This is a genomic window from Novosphingobium sp. THN1, assembly GCF_003454795.1.
Taxonomy (GTDB): Bacteria; Pseudomonadota; Alphaproteobacteria; order Sphingomonadales; family Sphingomonadaceae; genus Novosphingobium.
Genome location: NZ_CP028347.1, coordinates 3,086,336 through 3,112,384 on the forward strand (window position 1 = coordinate 3,086,336; position 26,049 = coordinate 3,112,384).

Here is a 26,049-nt window from a genome sequence, read left to right on the forward strand (position 1 = left end):
GCACTGGATGCGCGCAGGATCGGGTTCTGGGCAGGGCCGCTGGGGTTTGCTGTAACGCAACTGGCGGCAGCGCCGGCCGGCATGCCCGATGCGGCATGGAGCGCGGCGGGCCTCGTCTGGTGGATGGCGGCCTGGTGGATGACCGAGGCGATGCCGCTTTCGGCAACGGCCTTCCTGCCCTTTCTCGTACTGCCGCTGACCGGCGTGGCCGATGCCAACAAGACGGCGGGCGCCTATTACTCGCCGATCATGTTCCTGTTCGTGGGCGGCGCGTTTTTGGCGCTGGCGATCGAGCGGACCGGGCTGCACCGGCGGCTGGCGCTGTTCATCATGGGTCTGGCGGGTGCGAAACCGGGGCAATTGCTGCTGGGCGTGATGACGGCGACCGCCGTGCTCTCGAGCTTTATCTCCAACACATCGACTGCCCTCATCATGATGCCGATGGCGATCGCCATGCTTCGCGCGGGCGGCGTGCGCGAGGGCGAGACCGGAGGCATGGCCGGGGCGCTGCCCATGGGCATTGCCTTTGCCGCATCCATTGGTGGCCTTGCCACTCTAATCGGCACGCCGACCAATGCCATCGCGGCGGGACTGATCGAGAAGGCGCTGGGGACTAGGGTCACCTTCCTGCAGTGGGCGATGTACGGCGTGCCGATTGCGGTTGCCGCCGTGCCGATTGCGGCGTGGATCATCGCGCGGGTGCAGAAGTTGAAGGACGATGCGTTCGATCCTGCGGCCGCGCGCGACGCCATCGGCCATTCCGCGCAATGGAGCGTGGCCGAGCGGCGGTTGCTGCCGGTGGTGCTGCTGGCCTTCCTGGCGTGGGTATTCCAGCCGCTGATCGAGGGCGTGTTTCCCAAGGGCGGCTTCACCGATGGCACGGTGGCGGCGATTGCCGGGCTGATCCTGTTCTTCCTGCCTGATGGCACCGGCCGCCCGATGCTGACCTGGCCGGAAGCCAATCGCGCGCCGTGGGACGTGGTGCTGATGTTCGGGGGTGGCCTTGCCATGGCCATGGGCATGACCGAGAGCGGGCTGACCAAGTGGATGGGCGAGATGCTGCTGCCGCTTGCCCATGTCCCGCTGCCGGTGGTGGCACTGGTGCTGGTGGCCTTCGTGATCGTTGTAACCGAGTTCGCCAGCAATATTGCGGCGGCGAGCGGGATCATGCCAGTGGTGGCAGCGCTGGTCGCGGCGCTGGGAGCCGATCCGATCCTGCTGGCCCTTCCGGCAGCCTTTGCCGCGACCTGGGGGTTCATGCTGCCGGCGGGGACCGGCCCCAACGCCCTCGCCTGGGCTACCGGACACTGTTCGATGCGCGCGATGGTGAAGGCCGGCTTTGCGCTCGACGTGGTTGGCGTGTTCCTGCTGGTCGGCGTGGTCTGGAGCGTCGCTGCCTTTTCATGAATATGTTACGTAGTTTTGCTTGATTTGGGCTTCACGATTAGGTGCAAAATGGTTTAACGTCTCGGAAAGAGGCCTCCCGCTGACTCCCTGTGAACCAGTTCACAGCCGACGGCGCAGAATGAGGCGAAAGAGTGGTCGCACGTTCTTTCGTCTGATTCCGAAGTGGGGAGATTCGCCGTGCGCCGCATTTTCAAAACACTGCTGGCGGGCAGCGCCGGGGCCGCAAGCCTCGCCGCGCTGATGCTGGTACCGACAGGCGTCGCGGAGAGCGCCGACCACCTCGATCCGCCCAGTCGCACCGACGGCGGCGTAGATCCCAACCCGGACATTCCGGCCGATATCGCCGACGTCTTCGCCTGGCATTCCAACGGCACGACCAAGATCGCGATGACCTTCGCAGGGCCGGTATCAGCATCCGGAACGACGCCGCTCTATTACGATCGCGATGTGCTATACAAGATCAACATCTCGACGGCGGCCCCGGCGAACACGCCGGAATTCACGATCAAGTATCGCTTCGGCAGGGGACAGAATCCCGGCGAATGGGGCGTGCGGGTCGAAGGCATTCCGGGCGTATCGGGCGTGGTCGAAGGACCGGTGGAGCAAAACCTCGAGAAGGGTGGCGTAAAGGTTCGCGTGGGCCTGTTCGACGAGCCGTTCTTCTTCGACCTGATCGGATTTCGCGAGACTCGTTCGACCGGCACCTTGCGCATCCGCAACGACCGCAATTTCTTCGACACCCAGAACGATACCGCGATCGTGCTTGAAATCCCTGACGCGAACCTTGGCGCAGGGGTCACCAATCTCGGCGTCTGGGGACAGACCGCCCGCTTTGGGGGAACATCTGATGAGCCTGCGCAAGATCATCCGGATCGCAACGCCGTTCGCCTTGGCCCTCACGCTGGTCGGGTGCGGCGATGATGGCGCCGGTAGCCAGGTCGTCGTCCCCGCCCCGCTGCCGAGCACGACATCGACCGCCACACCGACGGCCACGGCAACAGCGGTCGCCTATGACTCGACCAATTGCTTCCTGCAGCCGATTCAGGGCCAGAACGGGGCAAACCTGAAGTCGTTCATTATTCCTGACACGTTGAAGCTGGATTTGACGCGTTCGACGCGCTTCCCCAATGGGCGCCATCCTGCAGACCCGGTTGTCGACATTCTGCTGGCGACGCTGCTGCTGGACATGAGCGTGACCGGCCAAGGCCCGAATACCCTTGCCACGGTCCCACTCAACCCACCCAGCAACGACAAGTTCTTCCTGCTGACCTTCCCGTTCCTGCCAACGCCGAACGGAACGCCGCAGGTGGCGACGGGTACCGGCAGCAACTTCGATTTCCGGACCGATCCGGATTCGGCCTATGTCAGTGTGGACCGCATGGGCAATCCCGCAATTGCAACCGCGCTTGTGGGATCGTCGATGAAGTTGACATACAACGATGATACGCCGACTGGCGACATTGCCGGTGACAAGTATTACGCCGAATATATCAGCGAACTGAACAAGCTGTTCGGCCTGATTGGCGACGATGTCGAGAAGCTGCAGCTCAAGATCTGCGCTACGAAGTCCTGACACGTATGAGTGACAAGCCCGGCCCGAAGTGGCCGTGGATCCTGTTGGCGGCGGTTTTCCTGATAACCGCCGCCAGCATTGCCTTTGACAAATACAAGGCTCGGCAAGGCCCGCCGGATCCGCTGCCTTCGGAAGTCAAGCCATGGTTCGGACCACGCAACCAGCTGGAGCTGGAACAGGCAGCGCAAGTTGCTGTCGATGGCGCACGCGCGCGATTGGCGACGAGTCCGGACGAGTGGCTGCGGCAGGAGGTTCTGGCGCGGGCACTGGTCAGGCGCTTTCGCGCGATTGGCTCTTATGAGGATCTCGCCGAGGCGGACCGATTGCTGGACAAGGGCATGGCGGGCGCCCCCTTCCCGGCCGGGCCCAGCCTGTCGCGCGCCGAGGTTTCGGTGCTGGCACACAGGCTCGAGGCTGCCGACAAGGGACTCGAACGATTTTTTGCGCAAGTGGGTGAGCCAGACGACGGGGAGTCTGCCGGTTCATGGAGCCTGAAGGGGGACATCGCCTTCCAGCGCGGAGACATGAAAGCCGCGCGCCTCGCATTCACCCGGGCGGAGGAATACGACAACAACGCCGCCGTTGCATTGAGGCAATCGATGCTGGCCTTGCGGACAGGCGATCCTGATCTGGCCCGCCGCCGGATCAACGCAGTGCTGCGTGCGCCGAAGCTGAGCCGCTACGTCAAATCGCAGGTCAGCTTGCAGCGAGTGACGATCGCATATGGCATCGGCGACTGGAAGGCGGCTGGCGAATGGGCACGTTTTGCCGACGGGTTCTTCCCCGGCAATCCGCTTGCCATGGCGCATGTCGCACAACACAAAGCGCTCGAAGGCGATGTCGCTGGCGCAGTGAAGCAATACGAGGCTGTGCTGGCCAAGGCCCCCCTGCCCGAGATCATGGACGCCCTGGCATTCACGCTCCGCTTGCAGGGGCGCGGGGCGGAAAGCCGGGCCTGGGCGGATAAGGCTGGCGCACTGTGGGCGGAGCGCTATCGCCTTATGCCCGAAGCCGCCGCTGCGCATCTGGTGGAACATGAGCTGGCGCTGGGCGATCCCGCCAAGGCCCTGGCCGTTGCCAAGGCCGACGCGCAGGCGCGCCCGCATGGAGCCAGCCTTACCCTGCTGGCGCGCGCGCAACTGCTGACCGGCGATGCCAGGGGCGCTCTCGCGACGCTGGAGCGCGCCGAAAAGACCGGATGGCAAACCGCAGGGCTTTACCTTGCCTTGGCCGACGTCCACACCGCGCTTGGAGATACCGATGCCGCCGAAGATGCGCGGGAGGACGCGCTTGATCTCAATCCCAAGGCCATGGATCCCGCGGCGCGCTACATCTGGTTCGGTCACGATTAGGGCGCTGCTGGCTGCGCTGGTCTGGCTTTGCCTCGCCAGCCCCGTGGCTGCCCATCTGACGCCCAATTCGGAAATCCGGCTCGACTTTGTGCCGGGGCTGGTCAAGGCCGACGTGGTCGTGCCGCAGGCCGAGTTCGGTTATGCGACCGGCCTGTTGACAGACAACAGCCCGGACAGTCTTGCCATGGCGCGGGCGCGGGTGCTGGCGGACATGGCGGTGCTGGATGCGCAAGGGCGGCCGTGGCGCATTGCCGTGGATCGCATCGCCTTCGAGCAGATTGCCGGACCGCCCGACCTGCATCTCGAACTATCGCTATCGCCGCCGCCCGGAGCTTCGGACCGGTCACTGCTGTGGCGCTGGCACGTGGTCACGCGCGAGGCTCCGAGCCACTTTGCGCTGCTGGTGGTCGATGGAGATCTGGCGGGCGGTGTACTGGGCGAACGCGAACTGGTCGGCGCGCTGACGGCGGGGCGCAGCGAATTGCTGGTCAACCGTGGCCACGCTAGCCTCGGCAGCCTGTTTGCCAATGCCTTCGGGCTTGGCGCGCATCATATTGCCGAAGGGTACGACCACCTGCTATTCCTGCTGGCGCTGTTGCTGCCCGCACCGCTTCTGGCCGCACGGCGGCGCTGGTTGGCGCCGCGACCTGCGCGCGAGACGTTTGCCAAGCTGGCGTGGATCGTCACCGCCTTTACCATCGGCCATTCGACAACGCTGATCCTTGCGGCGTTTTTCGGCGTGCGCCTGCCCGCGCAGCCGGTGGAAGCCGGCATCGCGTTATCGGTGCTGGTCTCTGCCATTCACGCGGCACGGCCGCTGTTTCCGGGGAAGGAGCCAGTGGTGGCGGGGCTGTTCGGCCTTGTCCACGGACTTGCCTTCGCCACGCTGGTCAGCAACTTCGGCCTTGGCACAACCACGCGCGTCGTCGCCATCCTTGGCTTCAACCTTGGCATCGAGGCGGTGCAGCTTGGCGTTGTTGCGCTTGCTCTGCCGGTCCTTTTGATGCTGGCCCGCTGGCGACATGGACATCGCGCAAGGCTGGCTCTGGCAGTGCTGACCGGTATCGCCGCCCTTGTCTGGCTGACGGAGAGACTGGGCCTTTCCTGATATGGACATATCGGGCCGCGGCACCCTATCAGGAGGCCGAGGGGGCTGTGAATGATACGCGATGATGACAGCTCTGCCCTGACGCAGGGGGCAAATTCAGTGCTCGGATCGCCGTTGCGCCTGCTGACGGGGACGCTGATCTTCGTGCTCGCCGTCTATGTCGTGTCGACGTGCGGGTTCGTCTACGCGGGCTGGCCGTTCGGCGATGCCGCCTACATGGTGCTGCTGACGGTGTTCTCCGTGGGCTATGGCGAGATCCGCCCGGTCGACACCCTGTTCCTGCGCTGGTGGACGAGCGCGACGATCATGCTGGGCTGCACCGGAATGATCGTGCTGACCGGCGCGCTGGTGCAAGTGTTCACCCTCTTCCAATTTCGCCGCCTGCTGGGCCTGGACAAGATGATGACCGAAATCGAGAAGCTGACCGGCCACGTGATCATTTGCGGTTACGGCCGCATCGGCGTGCAACTGGCCAAGGCGATGACCGAGGCGAAGAAGCCGTTCCTGATCCTCGAGCGCGACCATGCCAAGGCAGAGGATGCCAAGGCGCAGGGCTTCCTGTGCATGGTAGGCGAGGCAACGCACGAGGAGACGCTCAAGGCTGCCGGGATCGCGCGGGCGAAGGTGCTGGCATCGGTCCTGCCCGACGATGCGGCGAACGTGTTCATCACGCTATCGGCGCGCAATCTCAATCCGGGCATCGAGATCATCGCCCGCGGCGAGGCGCCGACGACCGAGAACAAGCTGTTCCATGCCGGCGCCGACAAGGTGGTGATGCCGACGCACATCGGCGCCGAGCGCATCGTCGAGATGATCCTTTACCCCGCCACTGGGCAGCTGGACGACATCGGCGCAGTGCGGCGCAACCTGCACGACTTCGGGCTCGACATCGAAATGGTCGAGATCGCGGCGGACAGCGCCCTCAATGGCGAGACTGTCGGCGAGGCCGAGCGCCGCGGCAACGGGGCGTTCTTCGTGGTGCAGATCGATCGGGCGAGTGGCCAGTCGATCCAGCACCCCGGAGAGGATGTGACGCTGGAACAGGGCGACAAGGTGATGCTGGTCGTGCGTGGTAGCAGGCTGTCAGCCGGGGCTGTGTTCAGTGCAGTGAAGGCACCGGTGCGGCATGGGCGGTCGTTTGTGGGGTGACGAATTGCCCCTCCGTCAGCGCTGCGCGCTGCCACCTCCCCATTTGTCCTTCGGAAGAATGGGGAGGATCATAGGTATCTGGCCCATTTGTCCTGCGGAAAAATGGGGAGGATTCTCAGTTACCCGTGTGCGCCGAAGTAGTTGGCGATGGCGACGGCGACGCGGATGTTGAGGGCGTGGGCGCGGTCGATCGGGTCGATGAAGCGGGCGCGGATGGCGCCGTAGTCCTCGCCGCGGTGATCCGGATAGTCGGTCGGCTCATTCACCGGGAAATCGGTGATCTCGGGCTCGATCACCGGATAGGCACGGCGCAGCTGGGCGAGCGCATCATCGACCCGAAGGGACAGGACCATTTCCAGCACGTCTTCGCGGCTGACGTCGTTCGAACGGGCGAAGGGCGGGACTTGCACGGCGCGGATGAACATGTGCATCAGCAGCGCGAGGCGCACCGATTGCAGCAGCCCGATATTGCGCCGGTCATCGTCCTGCGCAGGATCGCGCCCGGCCTTCTGCCCGGGGACGAGCGACAGCAGGCGATGAAGCTTCATCCAGTCTACCCGCAGGCGCGAGACGAGACGGCGGAAGACCCCTGCCCTGTCATCCTTGGTCAGATAATCGGCCAGCGCGAGACAGGCATTCTCAAGCGCGGTTTCCGTGCCGCGATAGGGGCGGCTGGCCCAGTATGCGGAATTGAACAGTTCGCCATGGGCGGCAACCGTCTTGATCGAGGCGAGACCGTTGGCGGCGCGCAGCAGGCGGACGAGCTGGTTGCCGCGTTCCGAACGACCGAGCAGTTCGGCGACGGACTCCATCTCCTCGCCGGCAGCGGTCCCTGCTCCGGCGATGACGTTCACCGGATAGCCGATCTGCTGGAGGATCGCGTTGTGCGGGATCGCGCGGATCTGACGCAGGCTCATCGTGCGGTCGGCGCCAATGTCCGACTGGCGGCGCGAGACACGGCTGCCGGTGCCTTTGAGGAGGCCCAGACCGAAAGCCGTCAACGCCCGCGAATAGGTCGCGCTTTCAAGATGTTCGCGCTGAACGCGGCGGATCGAGCGGTAGAAATCGAGGCTGAGATCGGTGCGGTCGTAGAACGGGTCCTTGGCCGCAAGATCCTGATCGCGCGCCTCGTGCTCGGCAATGCGGGTGAGCGTGGCGAGGGCGAGTTCATCGTTGCGGAAGAACAGGTAGCCGTCGCCACCCTGAAAGCTCGCTTCCGGCTCGATCGTCACGCCAGCGCGGGCAAAACGGCGGCGCGCCCAGCCCGAAAGCGGCCAGGTCAGGCGGTCGGCAAATCCCGAGGGATGTGCGCCGCGGCCCATGGATTCGCCATGGGTATTGAAGATCAGCGCGGCGACGTCGGTCAGGCCGTTGGCCTTCATCGCTTCGGCAAGGCGGCCCTGCAGGCGTTCGATGGCGAGCGCTGCGGGGATTTGCCCCATGAAGCGGCCAGCGTCGGAAAAGCCGGTCTGGATCGAAACGCGACCGCGCTTCCGGGCGTAGCTGCGGTAGGATTCCTCGGACAGCAAAGCTTCGAGGAAGCGGCCACCGTGTTCCAGCGCGGTCTCGGTCTCGAACAGGGGGGAGACGTCGACCTTGCCTTCGATGCCGAACAGCTTGGCGAAATAGAGCGCGGCCAGCACCGTCTGCGGTTGTTCGCATTCGGCGATCAACATGCGGATCGGCGCATCGGCGTCGATGTGCTGAAGCATCTTTGCCATGACCAGGAACTGGCGCATCGCGGTGCTGGTCTCGATCGCGAGCGCGCCGAAGTTGACGCGCAGCGGCTTCACGTCGGCCAGGAGTTCGCGCAGGCGCGACAGCGCGCTCTTGCTGCCGAGATCGAGCGTGCCTTCCGGGTCGATCCGGCGGCGCAGCGCATTGAGCAGCTGCGACGAGTTCACGCGGAAGTGGATCCAGCCGATGCCGAGGCCATCGGCGCGCATCGCCGCGGCGAGCGTGGCAAGCGGGATGGCCTTGGCCTCGTCGGCCTTCTTCGCTTCGCTTTCCAGCGACTCGATCAGCGGAGCAAGGCTGAGCAGCTTGGCATCATCGTCCGCGCTCAGGCGGTTGGCGGCGGCGGCAAGCGCTTCGGGGCTGTCGAGCGGCGAGGAGAACAGCTCGGCCATCTCGGATGAATGAGCGTGAGCGGCATCGAGCGTGGCGAGCAGCGGGTGGGAATCGTCAATCGCGCGCAGCGACGCCGCATAGCTGCCAAGGCGCAGCGCTTTCTCACGCAAACGGAAGGCGATGGACGTGGTCCAGCCGATATCGGTGCGGCCGTCCATGTCGTAACCAACCCAGGTCGCGAAGCGGAACGGCAGCGGCCTGAAATCGAGCCAACGGCCCGGCCAGCGCTGGCGGGCATGGCCGAGCAGCGTGGCGTTGATCGCGTCACGAGCCTTCGCGGCGCGCTGGATGGCGTTGCAGACTTCGACATGCTCGAACTCGAGCGTGATCTTCGGGCCTTCGTGCGGGACGGTGCAGACGGTTGACGCCTGCGGATCATCAGACAGGGCGGCTGTGGCAACAGCGTCGGACTGCGCGGGGCTGAGCAGAAATGTTGGGTGCGCGGTGAATACCGCGTGGAGCAGCGGCTTTTCCCAACGCTGGCGGAACTCGGAGAAGCCCGCCTCTTCCGGATTCAGCGCTTCGATCTGCGCGAGGTTTTCGGTAGCGGAGGTCGGCGCGACAAGGCGCTTGAGGCGCGCTGCACGGCTCTTCAGCGCCTCGCACTCCAGCTCGGCAACCAGCGCGTCCATATCGGACAAGGAAATCTCGCCACCTTCAAGCGAACGCGAGAGATCGTGGCTGAGCTGGAAGACCGGGTTGAACAGCGGCGTTTCGGCCGTCCGCTCATGGAGTTTCTGCAACCTGGCCTTGAGCTTGGCGACCGTCTTCATGGCCCTTGTATTCCCTTGAATTCGTTACTTCCCCAAAGCCGAGGCTTCGCGCGCTGCGGCTTCGATCGCTGCTTCATCGGGCGTGCCCTTGCCGACCACCCAGCTGCCACCGACGCACAGGACCGGATCGAAACCCAGCCATTCCGGCGCGGTGGCGGCGGTAATGCCGCCGGTGGGGCAGAACTTGCACTGGTAGAACGGCGCAGCCAGAGCCTTGAGCGCGGGAAGTCCGCCCGAAGTGGAAGCGGGGAAGAACTTGAAGTGGTTCAGGCCAAGGTCGAGACCGCGCATGATATCGCCCGCCGAGGCGATGCCCGGCAGGAACGGGATGCCCGAAGCCACGGCGGCCTTGCCGAGATTTTCGGTGAGGCCGGGCGAGACGATGAACTCCGCACCTGCATCGATGGCAGCCTTGAGCTCGTCGGGATTGGTCACCGTACCGGCGCCGACAATGGCACCCTCAACCGCTTTCATCGCGTGGATGACATCGAGCGCGGCAGGCGTGCGCAAGGTAACCTCGAGCACACGCAGACCGCCCTTCACAAGCGCGCGGGCGACGGGAAGCGCGTGGTCGACGTCCTCGATCACCAGAACCGGGATGACCGGCGCGGTGCGCATGATGGATTCGATCGGCTTCATGGCGTCTCCCCTGGCGCAGAACTGCCTGCGCGCTTCCTTTGATGGAAGCGGGCTTAACCCGACTCAGCCGGATTGTGCACCTGCTAAGGGCAGGCGCATAGCTATTCTTGGGAAACGCAGGACTGCAGGAACGTCACACGGCCGAGCTGAACTGGCGCTCACCGGTGCGATAGGCATCGAATACCGAGGCGATTGACCGGGCGTAAGGTTCATTGCCCGGCAAGAGGATGAGCACGTTGCCTTCGAGACGGGCGAGGCCCCGCGCGACGAACGGCTCCAGGCGGCTGCGGTTCATGGCCAGAAGATCAGCGTCGATCTCGGCCCGGCCCCGGCAAAGGATATCGTTGATGATCCCGCCGCGACGGCGATCTTCCGCCGTGCGCACGATCCCCTTGCGTCCCGGCAGCTGATCGGCGCCGACCAGCATGCGGTAACGGCCGGCGTTCTTCTCGGTTTGCACGTAAAGCTCGGGGAATTCGCTGATCGAGGATGCGCCGAGGCCGATGAGGACTTCGGACTGGTCTTCAGTGAAGCCTTGGAAATTGCGCCGCAACGTGCCCGAGCGCGAGGCAACGGCAAGATCGTCGTCCGGCAGAGCGAAATGATCAAAGCCGACGGCCTGATACCCGGCACCGACCAGACGCTGATACCCTTCGGCGGCCATGCGAAAGCGCGCGCGCTGGTCCGGCAGTTCGCTGGCATCGATCCGCTGCTGGCGGGGGATCATGTGGGGCACATGGGCATAGCCGAACAGGGCAAAGCGATCGGCACCCATGGCGACCGACTGGTCCAGCGTTTCGGCGAGAATGTCGTCGTTCTGGAACGGCAGGCCGTACATCAAGTCAAAATTGATGGAATCGACCCCCGCCTTGCGCAGGCCTGCGACGGCGCGCTCGATATCGTCCCGCGGTTGAACCCGGCCGATGGCCTGCTGGACGCGAGCATCGAGAGTCTGCACGCCGAGGCTGGCCTTGATCACGCCGATACCGCGGATCGCCATGAACCAGCCCGGCTCCAGCGTGCGGGGATCGAGCTCGATCGACAGGACCGGCTTCTCGAGACGGAAGCTGAGAGTCAGCTTGTCGACGAGGCGGACGAAATCGGTGGGCTTGATGGCGTTGGGGCTGCCGCCGCCGAAAGCAATGCGCGAGACCTTTACCGATGGGTGCAGCAGGCGCGAGACCAGATCGATCTCGTGGTGGAGCGCCTCCATGTACGCAGCGAGGCGCTGGGTCTTGTTGGCGGCGCCGGTATTGCAGCCGCAGTACCAGCAGATTTCCTTGCAGTAGGGGATGTGGAGATAGAGCGAGACCGTACCGCGCAGGGCCTGCAACGCTTCGCGCTGACGATCCTCGAAGCTCTCCTCGACGAATTCGGCAGCGGTGGGATAGCTGGTGTAGCGCGGGACCGGGCGTTCGAGCAGCTCGGGCCAATAGGTCCACTGGCCGAAGACTTCAGGCCCGGTCATCATGTCAGCAGCCATCGCCTTCGCCTTCTCCGTCATCGCCATTGTCACAACAGCTATCGGCGCTGGCGCGCTTGCGCATTGAGATATGACAAATCTTGCAGCAGGGCAGATTCTCGCTGCCATCGTCCTTTGCAGGGATGCGGATCGGGATTGGCGCACCGCTGCCGCCGCAGGAGGCGACCATCATGACGCTGGCGTGCGACGGCGCGGGGCTGGCCATCTGCAGAACGGCCAGTGGCGCGAGAAAGCGCATGAGTCGGCTCATGGCTGATCCTCTTCCTCGATAAGGATGCGCGCCGCAGCGCCATCGAGATCGCTGAACTGGCCACGCTTCAGGGCCCAGAAGAAGCCGGCCAGCCCGAACAGACCCATGCCGAGCGCGATCGGGAGCATGAAAGCGATGCCGTTCATTTCGTCTCTCCGGCAAGGCGCAGCGAGTTGGCGACGACGATCAGCGAACTGGTCGACATGGCGACGGCCGCGATCAGCGGGGTGACGTGGCCGAGGATGGCCAACGGCACGGCCAGCACGTTGTAGCCGATGGCGAGCGCGAAGTTTTGGCGGACGACGCGCATGGTCGCCCGCGAGACTCGGACCGCGCGGGGGATGGCGAGGAGCGAGTCTCCGGTGAAGACCATGTCCGCCGCTTGCCGTCCGACATCGCTGGCCGAGCCGGGCGCGATCGAGGCGTTGGCGGCGGCGAGCGCGGGACCATCGTTCAGGCCGTCGCCTGCCATCATTACCTTCCAGCCGACACGTTGCAGGCGCTGGAGAGCCTCCTGCTTGTCGGCCGGAGAGGCGGCGGCTTGCGCCGTCAGGCCAGTGGCGCGGGCAACGGCGGCCACCGCCGGGACGGAGTCGCCCGACAGGATCGAAGGATCGACGCCAAGAGCCTGCAACTGCGCAAGCGCTTCGGGCGCATCGGGGCGCAGGCGGTCGGCGAAGGGGATGACGCGGACGGCATCGCCTTCGATGCGGAAGGCCGTTGCCATGCCTTGCGACGAGGCAGGACGGCCCAGCGCGACCGCCAGACCGTTCCAGCGTGCGGTGATGCCCTGCCCTGCTTCCTCGCGCACATTTTCCAGGACTGCCGCCCGCACGCCGAGTGCGCCAAGCGCCTGGACCAGTCCGAGCGACAGCGGATGGCGGCTGTGGCTTGCAAGGGCCATGGCCACCGAGGCCTGCGCATCCGTCAGCGCACCGAGCGCGACCTCATCCGGCACGGGACGGCCGAGCGTGAGCGTGCCGGTCTTGTCGAGCAGGATGCGGTTGACTTCGGCCATGCGTTCGAGCGCGGAACCGTCCTTGACCAGAATGCCCTTCTTCATCAACGCGCCTGCTGCGACGACTTGCGCCACCGGCACGGCGAGGCCGAGTGCGCATGGGCAGGTGATGATCAGCACCGCGATGGCGATGACCAGCGACTGGTAGACCCCTGCCCCGGCGATCATCCATCCGGCGAACGTCAGTGCAGCCAAGGTGTGGACAGCGGGCGCGTAGAGCCGCGAAGCGCGGTCGGCGATGCGCACGAACTTCGAGCGCGACTGGCCTGCCGCTTCCATCAGCCGGGCGATTTCGGACAGGGCGGTGTCGTGCCCGGTGGCAGTGACGCGCACGTCGACCGGGGCATCGACGTTGAGCGTTCCGGCGTGGACCAGCGTGCCCGGAGCCGCTTCGACCGGGGCGCTTTCGCCGGTCAGCAGCGACTGGTCGAAGCGGGTGGTGCCGCGCAGGACTTCGCCATCGGCGGCGAGGCGTTCGCCGGCTGCCACGCGCATGAGCATGCCGGGCTGCAGCGACTTCGTATCGAGCCAGCGGGTTGCGCCGTCCGCCTCGACGACCATGGTGCCGGTAGCCACCTGCCGCAGGAGTGCATCGACGCCCGAGCGGGCGCGGTCGCGCATCATCGCATCGAGCACGCGGCCTGCCAGCAGGAACATCAGCAGCATCAGCACGCCATCGAACCATGCTTCGACGCCGCCGGTCAGCGTTTCGTAGAACGACAGGCCGGTGGCGATGGTCACGCCGATGGAGATCGGCACGTCCATGTTGGTCCTGCCGTGGCGCAGCACTTTCCACGCCGAGGTGAAGAACGGGCGTCCGGCATAGACGATGGCCGGCACGCCGATCATCGCCGAGACCCAGTGGAACAGCGACCGCGTGGTGCCATCTGCGCCCGACCAGACGCTGACCGACATCAGCATGACGTTCATGCAGGCAAAGGCAGCGACACCGAGCGGTGCAAGCAGCGGCTTGACCGCCGAGACAGGCTCGGCCTCGATCTCGCGCGGTTGCGCCTCGAAGCCAGTGGCGGCGAGCGTGGCGACCAGCGTGGGCATTTCGACCTGGCGAGCGTGGACCACGTCGACCGTTCGGGCAGTGAGGTTGGTCCGGGCGCTGGCGACCCCATCGAGCGAGGCTAGCGCGCGCTCGACCTTGCCCATGCAGCCTGCGCAGTGCATCCCCGGAACCGCAAGGACGGTGTGGATCGCATCGTCAGGCACGGCACGAAGGCGGGAAGGCGCAGTCACAGGACTTCTCCCACCGTGCGCCAGACCTTGCCCTCGGCCTCGACCATCACGCGCAGGCGCCAGCGGCCGGCTTCCAGCGGAGCGGCGTAAGTGCCCGGTGCGGTCTCGCGTAGGGTCAGGTCCGTCTCGGGACGCTGGCCAAGCGGGTGTTCGGCCACGGCGGTGACCCGGGCGGCAGCGATGGCTTGACCGGTGCTGTCACGCAGGGTGATGGCCGCCCTGCCCTGCCCGTCGCGAGCGAAGCCAGCCTTCCAGCCAAGCGCCTGCTCGGCACTGGCTTCCTTGAGCCAGCCGTTGAACTGCTGGCTGGCGACATAGGAATTCTCGACCACGACGCCGCCGAACGTGGATGACGCCAGACGCGCCATGAGAACGTTGACGGCGATGACTACGCCGAAAAAGCTCACAAGGATCAGGGTGATGTGCTTGCCGGTGAACGGGCGAGCGGTACGGCTGTGCTGGGTCATTCGCCGTGTCCTTCCGGAGTTGTGAAGCTGGTTTCGCTGCGGTCCATGCCGCCTTCATCGTCGGGCGCGGTCAGTACGAAGGCGAATTCGCCGTGGCCCCGTTCGTGGTGACCTTCGTGGTGTTCCCGATGGTGCTCGCCGTGTTCAACACGACGCTGGTCGACGACGTAGATGCGCAGGCGTTGCGTGGTGTCGGCGGGGACGCGGAACGTTAGATCGCGCTTGGCGGCGGCAGCGTCCATCTCGTCGGTGAACATGGCCGCGCCTTCGAGGCCTTCCAGAGCGACGCGGAAGGTGCGCGGGCGCTCTTCCATGTTGCGCAGCTTGATCGTGTAGGCGTTGCGGATCGTCCCGTCAGACAGCGTCACGAACTCCGGGTTGCGATCCTTGGCGACGGAGATGTCGAGCCGCGCGCGCTGGCCGAGCATGAACAGCATGGCCGCGCCGATCGCCGACCACACGCCGAGGTAGATCAGCGTTCGCGGACGGAACATGGTCTTGAGGACCGGCGTCGGTTCCTCTCCCCGCTTCTCCTTCTCGGCATCGACCAGTGTGCAGTAGTCGATCAGGCCGCGCGGGCGGCCGACGTCGGCCATGGCCTTGTCGCAGGCGTCGATGCACAGCGCGCAGGTGATGCAGCCGATCTGCGGCCCTTCGCGAATGTCGATGCCGGTGGGGCAGACCGCGACGCACTGCATGCAGTCGATGCAATCGCCCAGCGGAGTTGCCGCCTTGACCGCGCTCTTGACCGAACCGCGCGGTTCGCCGCGCCAGTCCTTGTAAGTGACGATCAGGCTCTTCTCGTCGAGCATCGCGGTCTGGATGCGCGGCCAGGGGCACATATAGATGCACACCTGCTCGCGCATGAACCCGCCGAAGATGAACGTGGTCATCGTCAGGACGAAGGTGGTGGCATAGGCGACGGGCGCGGCAGTGCCGGTCCAGAACTCGTACTGTAGCGTCGGCGCGTCGGCGAAGTAGAAGATCCACGCGCCGCCGGTGGCAAAGCTGATCGCGAGATAGATCGTCCACTTGAGCGCGCGCTTGCCGATCTTCGCCGCGGTCCACGGAGCCTTCTGCAGGCGCAGTTGCGCGTTGCGGTCACCGTCAACGAAGCGATCGACGTGCTGGAACAGGTCGGTCCACACCGTCTGCGGGCAGGCATAGCCGCACCAGGCACGGCCCACCGCCGAGGTGACGAGGAACAGGCCGATGCCGGCCATGATCAACAGGCCCGCCACGAAATAGAATTCGTGCGGCCAGATTTCGATGTCGAACATGAAGAACCGGCGGTGTGCCAAATCAATCAGCACCGCCTGGTCGGGCGCGTAGGGGCCGCGGTCCCAGCGGATCCACGGGGTGCCCCAGTAGATGCCCAGGCACACGATCATGACCAGCCACTTGAAACGGCGGAATGGTCCGTTGATGGCCTTCGGGAAAACGCCTTTGCGCTTTTCGTAGAGGCCGATTTCATTCGAGTGGTCCGCGCGGAGTTTGGGATCGTGCGCAGTCATGACCGTGTTGTCCTGTGTTCGGGTTATTTGGCAGCAGCGGGGGCTGCGGCAGTGTCGGGAGCGGCAGGATCAGCGGCAGGAGCCGGAGCTTCCTCGCCGCCACCCAGCGAGTGGACGTAAGTGGCCAGCATCTTCACCGTCACCGGATCGAGACGCGCACCCCACGATGGCATCACCCCGTAACGGGCGTTGGTCACCGTCTGGGTCAGCGCCTTGCGGTCACCACCGTAGAGCCAGATCGCATCGTCAAGCTTCGGCGCGCCGAAGGCCCGTCCGCCTTCCCCGTTGGTCCCGTGGCAAGCGACGCAGTTGGCGGCGAAGATTTCGGCACCGCGCTGCGAAGAGCCGCTCGGCCTTTCCTGTCCGCTGATCACGCGGACATGGCTGACCACGTCCTGCACCTGCGCCGGAGTCAGTATGCCATCGCGCCCGAAGGCTGGCATCTGGCTCATGCGCGTGGCGTCGTCGCCGGGCTGGCGCACGCCATGCACAAGCGTCTGGTGGATCGTGGCGACGTCGCCGCCCCACAGCCAGTCGTCGTCGTTGAGGTTGGGATAACCCGCACTGCCAGCCGCGCCATTGCCATGGCACTGGATGCAGTTGACCTTGAACGCGGCGCGGCCGCCGTCGATCGCGGCGCGGCGCAGGCGCGGATCGGCAGCGATCTGTTCGATCGAGGCCTTGTCGAGCTCTGCCATGAGGCCCGCCTTCCGGGCGGCTTCTGCCTTCATCTCCTGGTCGAGCTGGCCGCGGCTGGTCCAGCCGAAGGTTCCTGCCGTCGCCTTGTCGATCATCGGCCAGGCCGGATAGACCACGCAGTAGGCGATGGAAAAGGCGATGCAGGCGTAGAAGCTCCACAGCCACCAGCGCGGCAGCGGATTGTTCAGTTCCTCGATGCCGTCCCATTCGTGGCCGACGGTTTCGACGCCGGTTGCGTCGTCGATGCGCTGCTTAGACATCGGTTTCGTCCTTGAAGATCGAGTTCGCGGCTTCGCGGTTCAGCGGCTTGGCGCCGGGACGGAACGGCCATGCGCTCAGCCCCAGGAAAATCGCCGTCATGACCACAAGCCCCCAGCTGTCGGCGAGGTGCCGCAGCAGGTCGTAGGTGGAGTGGGTGCTCATCGGCCCTTCTCCTTCGCGAGCTTCTCCTGCGCGGCAGGGGCATTCACGTCGACCAGCGTGCCGAGCATCTGAAGATAGGCGACAAGCGCATCCATCTCGGTCAGGCGCTTCGGATCGCCATCAAAGTCGCGCGCCTGAGCCTTGGGATAGCGCTTGAGCAAATCGCTGGCATCGGCGTCGGGATCGGCCTGGGTCTTGAGGTCCTCGTTGGCCTTGTCGATGTCGGTCTTCGAGTAGGGCACGCCGACCTGGTAGAGCGTGCGCAGCTCTGCCGTCATGTCGCCCGGGTTCAGGTCATGCTCGGCCAGATGCGCGTAAGTCGGCATGATCGATTCCGGCACCACGGCGCGCGGATCTTTCAGGTGCTGCACGTGCCATTCGTCGGAGTAGCGATTGCCGACGCGGGCAAGGTCTGGCCCGGTGCGCTTGGAGCCCCACTGGAACGGATGGTCGTACATCGATTCCGCGGCAAGGCTGTAGTGGCCGTAGCGTTCGACCTCGTCACGGAACGGACGGATCATCTGGCTGTGGCAGACATAGCAGCCTTCACGGACATAGATGTCGCGTCCGGCCTGCTCGAGCGGCGTGTAGGGGCGCATGCCATCCACCTTCTCGATCGTGTTGTCGATCCAGAACAGCGGGGCAATCTCGACGATGCCGCCAACGGTCACCGCGGCGAAGGCCGCGAGCCCGAGGAGCGTCACGTTGCGCTCCAGTTTCTTGTGCTTTTCCACGATTGTCGTCATGGGATTTTCTCCGGATGCGTCTGATCAGGCTGCGGCAGGCGCGGCGAGGATCGGACGGTCCTTTTCGGGATCGTAGGCGGCGTCGCTCATCGGCGCTTCGTCACGCAGATGGCCGAGGATCGTGCGCCAGACGTTGATCGTCATGACCACGGCCCCTGCGAGGTAAAGCAGGCCACCGAAGGCGCGCAGGAAGAACATCGGCTTCAGCGCAAGGACGGTTTCGGCAAAGCTGTTCACCAGGTAGCCGTCAGCGCCATATTCGCGCCACATCAGGCCCTGGGTGATGCCTGCCACCCACATCGAAGCGGCGTAGAAGACGATGCCCACGGTCGCGAGCCAGAAGTGCCAGTTGACCATGCGCAAGCTGTAGAGGCGTTCACGATTCCACAGGCGCGGCACGAGGTAATAGACCGCGGCGAAGGTGATCATGCCGTTCCAGCCCAGCGCGCCGGAGTGAACGTGGCCGATGGTCCAGTCGGTATAGTGCGACAGGCTATTGACCGACTTGATCGACATCATCGGGCCTTCGAAGGTGCTCATGCCGTAGAAGGCGAGCGCCATGACCATCATGCGAATGATCGGATCGGTGCGGACCTTGTCCCAGGCGCCGTTGAGCGTCATCAGGCCGTTGATCATCCCACCCCAGCTCGGCATCCACAGCATGACCGAGAAGACCATGCCCAGCGTCTGCGCCCAGTCGGGCAGCGCGGTGTAGTGGAGGTGGTGCGGACCTGCCCAGATGTAGAGGAAGATCAGCGCCCAGAAGTGGATGATCGACAGGCGGTAGGAATAGACCGGGCGTTCGGCCTGCTTCGGGACGAAGTAGTACATCATCGCCAGGAAGCCGGCGGTGAGGAAGAAGCCGACCGCGTTGTGGCCGTACCACCATTGCACCAGCGCGCCCTGCACGCCTGCGAAAATCGGGTAGCTGCGGCTGCCGACGAAGCTGACGGGCCAGTTCAGGTTGTTGACGATGTGCAGCATCGCCACGGTGACGATGAACGACAGGTAGAACCAGTTCGCCACGTAGATGTGCGGTTCGGTGCGCTTGACGATCGTGCCGACGAAGACCGCGAGGTAGGCCACCCAGACGATGGTCAACCACAGGTCGACGTACCATTCCGGCTCGGCGTATTCCTTGCCCTGCGTGATGCCGAGCAGGTAGCCGGTTGCCGCCAGCACGATGAACAGCTGGTATCCCCAGAACACGAAACGGGCGAGGCCGGGGAAGGCCAGCCTCGCCCGGCAAGTGCGCTGCACGACGTAGAACGACGTGGCGATCAGCGCGTTGCCTCCGAAAGCGAAGATGACCGCAGAAGTATGCAAGGGCCGCAGGCGGCCGAAAGCGGTCCATTCCAGACCGAGGTTCAGCACCGGCAGCGCCAGTTGCAATGCTATGTAGAGTCCGGCCAGGAACCCGGCCATGCCCCAGAAGACTGTCGCGATCACGCCCCAGCGGATCACGTCGTCGTCATAGCGGCCCTGGTCTGGGGCCAGGATGGCCTTGGACAGATCCACCCCGCGCAGCGTGACGATCAGCCCGAGGATGCAGGCGAGCGCGACGATGCCCATGTGGATCGCGAAACCCGTGTCGACGGCTGCAGCGCAGGCGGCGACGGCGATAAGGAGCGCAACGAGCCATAGCCCTGTGCGCGATAGTGCCGATTCCATGGAGCCTTCCCTTCCATGAGTGATGTGCATGTCGCGCTGCACCCACGGGAGGGAAGGAACATTGATCGGAGTCAAATCACGCAAAATCAGTCTTATACTTTGGTCGAAGATCGCGATTTCGCATTTTTGCGCTTCGTCAATGTCTGATGATTCGGTGCGGTGCATCAGGCTGTCCAAGCCATGGACGATCTGGGGCCAGCGAGGGGCTGGCCATCCGTGGCGCAGGACAAGAGCAATGAAGAAGCTGATTACCGCCGCCCTGCCCCTGGCCTTCGCAGCCGCCGCGCTTGCACCGGCACCGGCCCTTGCCGGCTCGGCCGAAGGCAAGTTGCAGGTCAAGGTGCTCGGCACCGGCGTGCTTCCGGACGGCAAGATCGTGGAAGTGAAGAACGACCCGCTGGGCCTGACCACCGGCGCACAGACCAAGGCCAACGACAACTACGTGCCGACGCTTGCGGTCGAGTATTTTCTGACGCCGAACATCTCGGCCGAGACGATCTGCTGCTTCACCCAGCACCATGTCAGCGGCGTCGGTGCCCTCGCGCCAGCAACCAACATCGTTGATCACGTGTTGGTGCTGCCGGCCACGTTGACGCTGAAGTATCACCTGCCGCTGGGCGGCGGAATCAAGCCCTATGTCGGTGCAGGTCCGTCGATGTTCCTGATCTTCGGGGAGAAGCCCGGCTCGAGCATCACCGGCCTCGGCGTGACCAAGGTGAAGATGTCCAACGAAGTCGGCTTTGCTCTCCAGGCCGGCGTGGACATCCCCGTCAACGACAAGGGCCTTGGCGTCAGCATCGATGCCAAGAAGTATTTCCAGGACACGACCGCGCATTTCTACGCGGGCAATGCCGAAGTCCTGACCACCAAGCACTCGCTTGACCCGTGGGTCGTGAGCGCAGGGCTTGCCTACCGCTTCTGACGAAATCCCCTTCCCGTCCGGCGCCCCCACGCGCGCCGGATCTGGGGACGGCGGGCAGGAAATCACGAGGTTCTGGGATCGCCTCGCTGGTTTCCTGCCCGCCACTTTTTTGTTTGTCCAACTTACGAATCCCAACATTTCAGGGCGTTTCAGGCCTGTTGCGCCGCCGCCACAGGTGTGGCTGAATAGGCGGAACTTCCCCAAAGCCTGATTGCGCCGAACCGTTGCACTGGCGCATGGGAACTCCAGCGCTTGTCAACGAACAAGTTGCCATCGCAACGACATTTGCGCCATTTTGGGAGGATACAACAATGGCTAACCCAGCCCGCATTCGCAGGATTCTGCTCTCGTCCGTCGCCTCGCTGGTGATCGCGACGCCCGCCCTTGCCCAGTCCGCCGATGAAGCACAGGCCGAAGACGGCGGCACCGGCAACGAAATCGTCGTCACCGCCACCAAGCGCGCCCAGACCATCCAGGAAGTGCCGTTCTCGGTGAACGCGCAGACCGCAGCCGATATCGAGAAGACCGGCGCCACCTCGATCGAAGACATTTCGCGCTCGGTCGCTGGCCTCACTGTCCAGAACCTCGGGCCCGGCCAGAGCCAGGTTTCGGTACGCGGCGTCTCGGCCGGCCAGATCGTCCGCGACCAGCCCGGCGTGAAGGAACAGGTCGGCATCTACCTCGACGAATCCGTCACCTCGCTCTCGCTGTTCACGCCCGATTTCGACCTGTTCGACCTCAATCGCGTGGAGACGCTGCGCGGCCCGCAGGGCACCCTGTTCGGTTCGGGTTCGGTCGGCGGTACTGTCCGCTACATCACCAACCAGCCAAAGCTCGGCTCCACCGAAGGCCAGGTCGCCGCTGACGTCAACGTGCTCGACGGCGGCGATGTCGGCTATTCGGCCAAGGGCGCGGTCAACGTGCCGCTGGGCGAGAACGCCGCGCTGCGCGTCGTCGGCTATGGCGAACACTTCGCCGGCTTCATCAACGCGGTTGGCCCGGCTGCCGGCAAGAACATCAACGACGGCGAACGCTACGGCGTGCGCGCAGCAGTGCTGTTCGAGCCTGTCGCTGGCCTCAAGATCACGCCGCGCATCGTCTACCAGGACATCAAGACCAACGGCTTCAACCGCGCGGACGTGTACCACTTCTACCAGAGCCCACTGGCCGGCGCTCCCGCGCTGCCGGAAAACACGCAATACCTGAAGCTGCGCGAAGGCTTCCGTGACAAGACCACGCTGGCTGATCTCACGATCTCGGCGCCCGTTTCGGATTCGATCGAGGTCACCAGCGTCACGACCTATATCAACCGCGATATTCTGGTCAGTCGCGATGCTTCGGCCCTGACTGGTTCGGTATCGGTGTCGTTCGCCGGTCTGGAACCGCTTGTGGCACCGGGCGCAAACCTGCCTTCGAACCTGCGCGATGGCACCAAGCTGAAGACCTGGACGCAGGAAGTGCGTCTGGCCTCGTCAGGCAAGGGCCCGCTCCAGTGGGTCCTTGGCGGGTTCTACAGCAAGATCGACCGCAAATACGCACAGCGCCTGCCCACCCCGGGTTACGACGCCTTCGGCAACCTGTTCCTGGCCGCCCTCTGCCAGGCCGAAAATACGTGCCGCGTTCCCAACGCCAATCCGGCGTTGCGGACCCCGTTCGTGTCGACCGATGCGGCAATCGCCAACGGATTCCCAGCGAACTCGCCGTACAACGCCGATATCCCTTACGACATCGAGCAGTTCGCGATCTTCGGTGAAGCCAGCTACAAGATCGGCGATTTCAAGATGACCGCCGGCGGCCGCTACTACGACTTCAAGGAATCGCGCGACTTCATCTCGGGCGGCGTCTTCGCCAACGGTGACCGCCGGATTGCCGACAAGACCAAGAGCGACGGGTTCAACCCCCGCTTCATCGTCAGCTATCAGCCGAGCCGGGATCTCTCGATCAACCTGCAGGCTTCGAAGGGCTTCCGTCTTGGTGGCGTGAACGACCCGCTGAACCTGCCGCTCTGCTCGGCCAACGACAAGGTCATCTTCGGCAACAGCCAGACCTACAAGGACGAAAGCCTGTGGAACTATGAGGCCGGCGTGAAGCTCGCCAGCGGCCCCGTCACCTTCAATGCGGCTGCGTTCTACAACGACATCCGCAACCTGCAGGTCACGGCCGACGCCGGAAGCTGCTCGTCGCGCGTGGTGTTCAATGTGCCGAAGGCCCACACCACCGGCGTTGAAATGGAACTCGCTGCCGAGCTTGGCATGGGCTTCTCGCTCGCGGTCAACGGCTCGGTGATCGAATCGCAGTTCGACAGCAGCGTCAAGGATGGCACCGGCGCGATCATTGCGGGGATCCGTGATGGCAACCGCCTGCCGACCGTGCCGAAATTCCAGATGTCGGCAACTGCGGGCTATACGACCGAAGTCTCGAACGGCATGGACTTCTCGGCCAATGCCAGCTTCCAGCATGTCGGCAACCGCTTTACCCAGCCCTCGGATCAGGAAGCCGGCGCGGGCGTATTCAGCAACTCGCTGTTCTTCAATCCGGCAACCGGCGCCTATGGCAGTGGCAACTTCAACTTCGGATCCTACCAGCTGCCCAGCTACAACCTCGTCAACATTTCGGCGGGTCTGAACTGGGAAAACGGCCTTTCGGTCCTCGTCTATGCCAACAACCTGTTCAACGAAACGCCGCTGCTTTCGCTGGACCGCGAACGCGGTGGCCGTGCACGTCTCGGCTACAACGTCGGCACGCCGCGCAAGATCGGCATGACCGTGCGCAAGTCGTTCTGATCTTCCGGGTCGGACAAGAAAAAGGCCGGTCCCGCAAGGGGCCGGCCTTTTTCGTATCCGAAGCCTTGGAGGCCGGGATCAGCCCGCCAGCGAGACCAACGCCTGCCGGTTGAGAATCTCGACCTCACGACGCGAGGGCAGTTCGATCACGCCGTCGTTCTTGAGCTTGGTGAACTGACGGCTGACCGTCTCGATCGTCAGGCCCAGCACATCGGCCACCTGCTGGCGCGAGAACGGCAGCGAAAAGCGCTTGGCGGGGCCAAACGCGGGAGTGCAGCCCGTCTCGGCAAGACGATCGGACATTTCCAGCAGGAAGGTCGCGATCTTTTCCGATGCGTTCTTGCGCCCCAGCAGCATCATCCACGACCGCGTACGGTCGAGTTCGGCCAATGTGCGCTCCAGCAGCTTGTGCTCAAGCTCGGGATGTTCGCGGGCGAAGCGGTCAAAATCGTTGCGGGAGAACACGCAGACACGCGCGTCTGTCAGCGCGACCACGCTGGCACTGCTGGTCTGTCCGAAGGGACGGCCGATGAAATCGGACGGGTAGGCAACACCGACGATCTGCTCGCGCCCGTCTTCGGTGCTCGTCGTCAGCTTGAGCACGCCCTCGATCACGTTGGCGACGAGCAGCGAGTCATCGTCTTCCCAGATCAGCGGTTCGCCCGCCGTCACCACTCTGCGTCGACCGATCTGATTGAGGGCTTCAATCTCACGGTTGTCGAGTCCGGCACAAATGGCACGATTGCGGACGACACAGGTATCACAAGAAGACATGGCGCTTCGTTATCATTCCGAACCATTTCGGGCAATTGGCGAAAAGGATCGGTCTTCGGGCTCTCCGAAGCACGAAAAAATTGGGCGGTCCGTTTCTGCCGGGCCGCCCGAGTTGGGGAGAAATCGCCGAAGCGGGGCGGAGGCCGGTGGGGTGCATCCACCCCGCTTCGTCGAAGTCATGACTATCCGCGCGCGCCCGAGCCCGCGTTGACGGAAGTCAAAAACAACAACAATTTTTAGGATTGCTGCAGAATTCAGAGCGCGGGGAGCTGCGTCACGTCGTGATATTGGCCCCGGAAGAACAGCAGCGGCGTGCCTTCTTCGCGCCGGTCCAGCGCCTCGACTGCGCCGACCACGAGGAAGTGATCGCCGATGTCCTCGACCCGCTCGACCGTGCAATCGATCCAGGCAATTGCATCCTCGAGCAGCGGCATCCCCGACGGCGTGTGATCGTGCGCCAATTCGGCGAACTTGTCTTCGGCCTTGGCCGCGAAGCGCTTGCACAGCTCCAGCTGGTCGGCGCCCAGAACGTTCACGCAAAACCGGCCCGTTTCCGCGATCTTGGGCCAGGTGCTCGATCGCTTGTCGGGGAAGAAGCCTACAAGCGGCGGATCGAGCGAAATCGAACTGAACGAGCCCACGACCAGACCGTGCCGGGTTCCGTCCGGCTCGACCGAAGTGATGACGCAGACACCGGTGGGCCAGGTGCCGAGGACGTTACGGAAATGGCGGGAATCGATCATGCGCGCCTGCCTGTCGCCAAATCGCGCGCGCGTCAACCATCCCCGAATAACGCGAGACTATTCGAAAAAGGCGATGCAGCGCACCTCGATGCTTTCGCGCGTCTGCGCATCGGGCAGGCTGGTATCGTGAAACGCCGTGTGCGGGCAGCGCCAAGTCACAGAATGGTCGCTGTCCTGGAACTTGAACAGCAGGACGTCATCGGTCTGCATGTTCGAGAAATACCACCAGCGATGCCGTTCGCGATGGCGAAAGATCGTGGCTGCGATCATCTGGTCCTCGCCTTCGACGGGCGCGGTCAGGGCATCGCCCGTGGGAAATTCGTCGACTACGAACAGCGTGTTCGATGCCGTTTCCTCGTCACGCACCGTACGCCCATCGCATACTGCCAGCGGCCAGTCCTGCGGGCCGGGGGAGAACGTGCGCCACAGCGAAAAGCAGATGTAGCGCTTGTACCCCGGCCCGTCGGGAAACCGGTCGGCATAGACCCGGGCGGCGGCGCGACGCCCGGTGATCTCGTTGTAATCAACGTGCGCTTCACCGGCCGGTGGCTGGATGCCGCCGGAGTGCTGATACCCTTCCACCTTTTGCTTTGCCCTTGCCGAGAGATCGGCTGACGTCCGGATCATCCACCCTTGGGCAGCAGTGCGGCTCGCCCCGGAAAGGCGCGTCACCAGTTGCTCGACTTCGGCAAGATAGGCCGCATCGACCGCTGGCCTGTCATGAAAGTCGGCAATGGCTGAGCGATGCTTGCCGAGCACGAAGCCATGCACATCGAGCGTGAAGTGATCGCGGATGGTCATTCCGTCGCGCACTTCGCAGGGGTAATCGAAATAGTCCCCGGTATTCATCTCCGCGCCTTGGGAGACATAGCGCCGCGTGACGTAGTCCCCCTCGCCCAGATAGCGGATCAGCGCGGGCGCGCGGCGGACAGAGTCCTCGATCGGTGCAAGTTGCGCAGTCTCGTTCATCTGCCTCTCCCAAGGCCTCGTTCCTGATTGCGGCGATCTTCCCATATGTTAGGCTGCCTAATCAAGTGGCGCCTTGAAAAGAAATGCAAGCCAAACGCGCAAAAGGCGTGTAGGGGCCGCCGCACAGGTATCGCCGTGCACTGTGTGGGAACGGGCTGAGGCGATTCGTGCCGGGTAAATCACCCGGCCACCCAGCCGATATTGGCCC

At 64.4% G+C, this 26,049-nt stretch carries 23 protein-coding genes; 8 read left to right on the plus strand and 15 right to left on the minus strand.

Annotated elements, in window-relative coordinates:
- Window positions 1-3: 3 nt before the first annotated feature.
- From C7W88_RS15200 to C7W88_RS15225, 6 genes are all read left to right on the plus strand, one after another.
- Complete coding sequence (locus C7W88_RS15200) at window positions 4-1,407, plus strand: DASS family sodium-coupled anion symporter (RefSeq protein WP_118074805.1); 1,404 nt, start codon at window positions 4-6, stop codon at window positions 1,405-1,407.
- A 177-nt stretch (window positions 1,408-1,584) separates the two neighbouring features.
- The gene (locus C7W88_RS15205; RefSeq protein ID WP_118074188.1) at window positions 1,585-2,328 is read left to right on the plus strand and encodes a hypothetical protein; all 744 of its coding nucleotides are present in this window, start codon (window positions 1,585-1,587) and stop codon (window positions 2,326-2,328) included.
- Window positions 2,255-2,980: a hypothetical protein gene (locus C7W88_RS15210; protein ID WP_118074189.1), complete on the plus strand. Its 726-nt coding sequence runs from the start codon at window positions 2,255-2,257 to the stop codon at window positions 2,978-2,980. Before C7W88_RS15205 ends, C7W88_RS15210 begins: the two co-directional genes overlap by 74 nt.
- Before the next feature lie 5 nt (window positions 2,981-2,985).
- Complete coding sequence (locus tag C7W88_RS15215; protein WP_118074190.1) at window positions 2,986-4,332, plus strand: tetratricopeptide repeat protein; 1,347 nt, start codon at window positions 2,986-2,988, stop codon at window positions 4,330-4,332.
- A 43-nt stretch (window positions 4,333-4,375) separates the two neighbouring features.
- Window positions 4,376-5,440, plus strand: coding sequence for a HupE/UreJ family protein (locus C7W88_RS15220; protein ID WP_162896086.1), 1,065 nt, complete (start codon window positions 4,376-4,378; stop codon window positions 5,438-5,440).
- A gap of 51 nt (window positions 5,441-5,491) precedes the next feature.
- A complete protein-coding gene (locus C7W88_RS15225; RefSeq protein WP_118074192.1) occupies window positions 5,492-6,589 on the plus strand; it encodes a TrkA family potassium uptake protein in 1,098 nt (365 codons plus the stop codon).
- A 119-nt stretch (window positions 6,590-6,708) separates the two neighbouring features.
- On the opposite strand, the gene C7W88_RS15230 is transcribed toward C7W88_RS15225, so the two are convergent.
- The 12 genes from C7W88_RS15230 to ccoN form a co-directional block, all read right to left on the minus strand.
- Window positions 6,709-9,492: a phosphoenolpyruvate carboxylase gene (locus C7W88_RS15230; RefSeq protein ID WP_118074193.1), complete on the minus strand. Its 2,784-nt coding sequence runs from the start codon at window positions 9,490-9,492 to the stop codon at window positions 6,709-6,711.
- 24 nt (window positions 9,493-9,516) lie between these two features.
- Window positions 9,517-10,131, minus strand: coding sequence for a bifunctional 4-hydroxy-2-oxoglutarate aldolase/2-dehydro-3-deoxy-phosphogluconate aldolase (gene eda / locus C7W88_RS15235; RefSeq protein WP_118074194.1), 615 nt, complete (start codon window positions 10,129-10,131; stop codon window positions 9,517-9,519).
- Between the two features lie 133 nt (window positions 10,132-10,264).
- A complete protein-coding gene (gene hemN / locus C7W88_RS15240) occupies window positions 10,265-11,599 on the minus strand; it encodes an oxygen-independent coproporphyrinogen III oxidase (RefSeq protein ID WP_118074806.1) in 1,335 nt (444 codons plus the stop codon).
- Window positions 11,600-11,603: 4 nt separating this feature from the next.
- Window positions 11,604-11,864, minus strand: coding sequence for a hypothetical protein (locus tag C7W88_RS15245; RefSeq protein ID WP_162896087.1), 261 nt, complete (start codon window positions 11,862-11,864; stop codon window positions 11,604-11,606).
- Window positions 11,861-12,010 carry a cbb3-type cytochrome oxidase assembly protein CcoS gene (gene ccoS, locus C7W88_RS15250; protein ID WP_039335141.1) on the minus strand — a complete coding sequence of 50 codons (150 nt, stop codon included), beginning with the start codon at window positions 12,008-12,010 and terminating at the stop codon, window positions 11,861-11,863. The genes C7W88_RS15245 and ccoS overlap by 4 nt, the downstream gene beginning before the upstream one ends.
- Window positions 12,007-14,130 (minus strand): heavy metal translocating P-type ATPase, encoded by a 2,124-nt coding sequence (locus C7W88_RS15255; protein ID WP_255418783.1) that lies wholly within the window; start codon window positions 14,128-14,130, stop codon window positions 12,007-12,009. The genes ccoS and C7W88_RS15255 overlap by 4 nt, the downstream gene beginning before the upstream one ends.
- Window positions 14,127-14,597, minus strand: coding sequence for a FixH family protein (locus C7W88_RS15260; RefSeq protein ID WP_118074196.1), 471 nt, complete (start codon window positions 14,595-14,597; stop codon window positions 14,127-14,129). The genes C7W88_RS15255 and C7W88_RS15260 overlap by 4 nt, the downstream gene beginning before the upstream one ends.
- Window positions 14,594-16,111: a cytochrome c oxidase accessory protein CcoG gene (ccoG, locus tag C7W88_RS15265; protein WP_118074197.1), complete on the minus strand. Its 1,518-nt coding sequence runs from the start codon at window positions 16,109-16,111 to the stop codon at window positions 14,594-14,596. The genes C7W88_RS15260 and ccoG overlap by 4 nt, the downstream gene beginning before the upstream one ends.
- Before the next feature lie 23 nt (window positions 16,112-16,134).
- Entirely contained in the window at window positions 16,135-17,070 is a 936-nt protein-coding gene (ccoP, locus tag C7W88_RS15270; RefSeq protein ID WP_118074198.1) for a cytochrome-c oxidase, cbb3-type subunit III, read from the minus strand.
- A complete protein-coding gene (locus C7W88_RS15275) occupies window positions 17,063-17,233 on the minus strand; it encodes a cbb3-type cytochrome c oxidase subunit 3 (protein WP_118074199.1) in 171 nt (56 codons plus the stop codon). The genes ccoP and C7W88_RS15275 overlap by 8 nt, the downstream gene beginning before the upstream one ends.
- Window positions 17,230-17,979 carry a cytochrome-c oxidase, cbb3-type subunit II gene (gene ccoO / locus C7W88_RS15280; RefSeq protein ID WP_118074200.1) on the minus strand — a complete coding sequence of 250 codons (750 nt, stop codon included), beginning with the start codon at window positions 17,977-17,979 and terminating at the stop codon, window positions 17,230-17,232. Before ccoO ends, C7W88_RS15275 begins: the two co-directional genes overlap by 4 nt.
- 24 nt (window positions 17,980-18,003) lie before the next feature.
- The gene (gene ccoN / locus C7W88_RS15285; RefSeq protein WP_118074808.1) at window positions 18,004-19,650 is read right to left on the minus strand and encodes a cytochrome-c oxidase, cbb3-type subunit I; all 1,647 of its coding nucleotides are present in this window, start codon (window positions 19,648-19,650) and stop codon (window positions 18,004-18,006) included.
- A 235-nt stretch (window positions 19,651-19,885) separates the two neighbouring features.
- Between ccoN and C7W88_RS15290 the strand changes: the two genes are divergently transcribed.
- Window positions 19,886-20,572: an OmpW family protein gene (locus tag C7W88_RS15290; protein ID WP_118074201.1), complete on the plus strand. Its 687-nt coding sequence runs from the start codon at window positions 19,886-19,888 to the stop codon at window positions 20,570-20,572.
- Window positions 20,573-20,883: 311 nt separating this feature from the next.
- On the plus strand, window positions 20,884-23,355 hold the full coding sequence (locus tag C7W88_RS15295; protein WP_118074202.1) for a TonB-dependent receptor: 2,472 nt from the start codon (window positions 20,884-20,886) through the stop codon (window positions 23,353-23,355).
- A gap of 78 nt (window positions 23,356-23,433) precedes the next feature.
- Here the strand turns inward: C7W88_RS15295 and C7W88_RS15300 are convergent, their stop codons facing one another.
- From C7W88_RS15300 to C7W88_RS15310, 3 genes are all read right to left on the minus strand, one after another.
- Entirely contained in the window at window positions 23,434-24,129 is a 696-nt protein-coding gene (locus C7W88_RS15300) for a Crp/Fnr family transcriptional regulator (protein ID WP_118074203.1), read from the minus strand.
- A gap of 254 nt (window positions 24,130-24,383) precedes the next feature.
- Complete coding sequence (locus C7W88_RS15305) at window positions 24,384-24,872, minus strand: flavin reductase family protein (RefSeq protein ID WP_118074809.1); 489 nt, start codon at window positions 24,870-24,872, stop codon at window positions 24,384-24,386.
- 57 nt (window positions 24,873-24,929) lie between these two features.
- Window positions 24,930-25,841 carry a CmcJ/NvfI family oxidoreductase gene (locus C7W88_RS15310; protein WP_118074204.1) on the minus strand — a complete coding sequence of 304 codons (912 nt, stop codon included), beginning with the start codon at window positions 25,839-25,841 and terminating at the stop codon, window positions 24,930-24,932.
- Between the last annotated feature and the right edge of the window lie 208 nt (window positions 25,842-26,049).

Coding starts and splice junctions, on each gene's coding strand:
- C7W88_RS15210 (WP_118074189.1), top strand. CDS start 2,255: ATGAGCCTGCGCAAGATCATCCGGATCGCAACGCCGTTCGCCTTGGCC.
- C7W88_RS15215 (WP_118074190.1), top strand. CDS start 2,986: ATGAGTGACAAGCCCGGCCCGAAGTGGCCGTGGATCCTGTTGGCGGCG.
- C7W88_RS15225 (WP_118074192.1), top strand. CDS start 5,492: ATGATACGCGATGATGACAGCTCTGCCCTGACGCAGGGGGCAAATTCA.
- C7W88_RS15230 (WP_118074193.1), bottom strand. CDS start 9,492: ATGAAGACGGTCGCCAAGCTCAAGGCCAGGTTGCAGAAACTCCATGAG.
- eda (WP_118074194.1), bottom strand. CDS start 10,131: ATGAAGCCGATCGAATCCATCATGCGCACCGCGCCGGTCATCCCGGTT.
- hemN (WP_118074806.1), bottom strand. CDS start 11,599: ATGACCGGGCCTGAAGTCTTCGGCCAGTGGACCTATTGGCCCGAGCTG.
- C7W88_RS15245 (WP_162896087.1), bottom strand. CDS start 11,864: ATGAGCCGACTCATGCGCTTTCTCGCGCCACTGGCCGTTCTGCAGATG.
- ccoS (WP_039335141.1), bottom strand. CDS start 12,010: ATGAACGGCATCGCTTTCATGCTCCCGATCGCGCTCGGCATGGGTCTG.
- C7W88_RS15260 (WP_118074196.1), bottom strand. CDS start 14,597: ATGACCCAGCACAGCCGTACCGCTCGCCCGTTCACCGGCAAGCACATC.
- ccoG (WP_118074197.1), bottom strand. CDS start 16,111: ATGACTGCGCACGATCCCAAACTCCGCGCGGACCACTCGAATGAAATC.
- ccoP (WP_118074198.1), bottom strand. CDS start 17,070: ATGTCTAAGCAGCGCATCGACGACGCAACCGGCGTCGAAACCGTCGGC.
- C7W88_RS15275 (WP_118074199.1), bottom strand. CDS start 17,233: ATGAGCACCCACTCCACCTACGACCTGCTGCGGCACCTCGCCGACAGC.
- ccoO (WP_118074200.1), bottom strand. CDS start 17,979: ATGACGACAATCGTGGAAAAGCACAAGAAACTGGAGCGCAACGTGACG.
- ccoN (WP_118074808.1), bottom strand. CDS start 19,650: ATGGAATCGGCACTATCGCGCACAGGGCTATGGCTCGTTGCGCTCCTT.
- C7W88_RS15290 (WP_118074201.1), top strand. CDS start 19,886: ATGAAGAAGCTGATTACCGCCGCCCTGCCCCTGGCCTTCGCAGCCGCC.
- C7W88_RS15295 (WP_118074202.1), top strand. CDS start 20,884: ATGGCTAACCCAGCCCGCATTCGCAGGATTCTGCTCTCGTCCGTCGCC.
- C7W88_RS15300 (WP_118074203.1), bottom strand. CDS start 24,129: ATGTCTTCTTGTGATACCTGTGTCGTCCGCAATCGTGCCATTTGTGCC.
- C7W88_RS15305 (WP_118074809.1), bottom strand. CDS start 24,872: ATGATCGATTCCCGCCATTTCCGTAACGTCCTCGGCACCTGGCCCACC.
- C7W88_RS15310 (WP_118074204.1), bottom strand. CDS start 25,841: ATGAACGAGACTGCGCAACTTGCACCGATCGAGGACTCTGTCCGCCGC.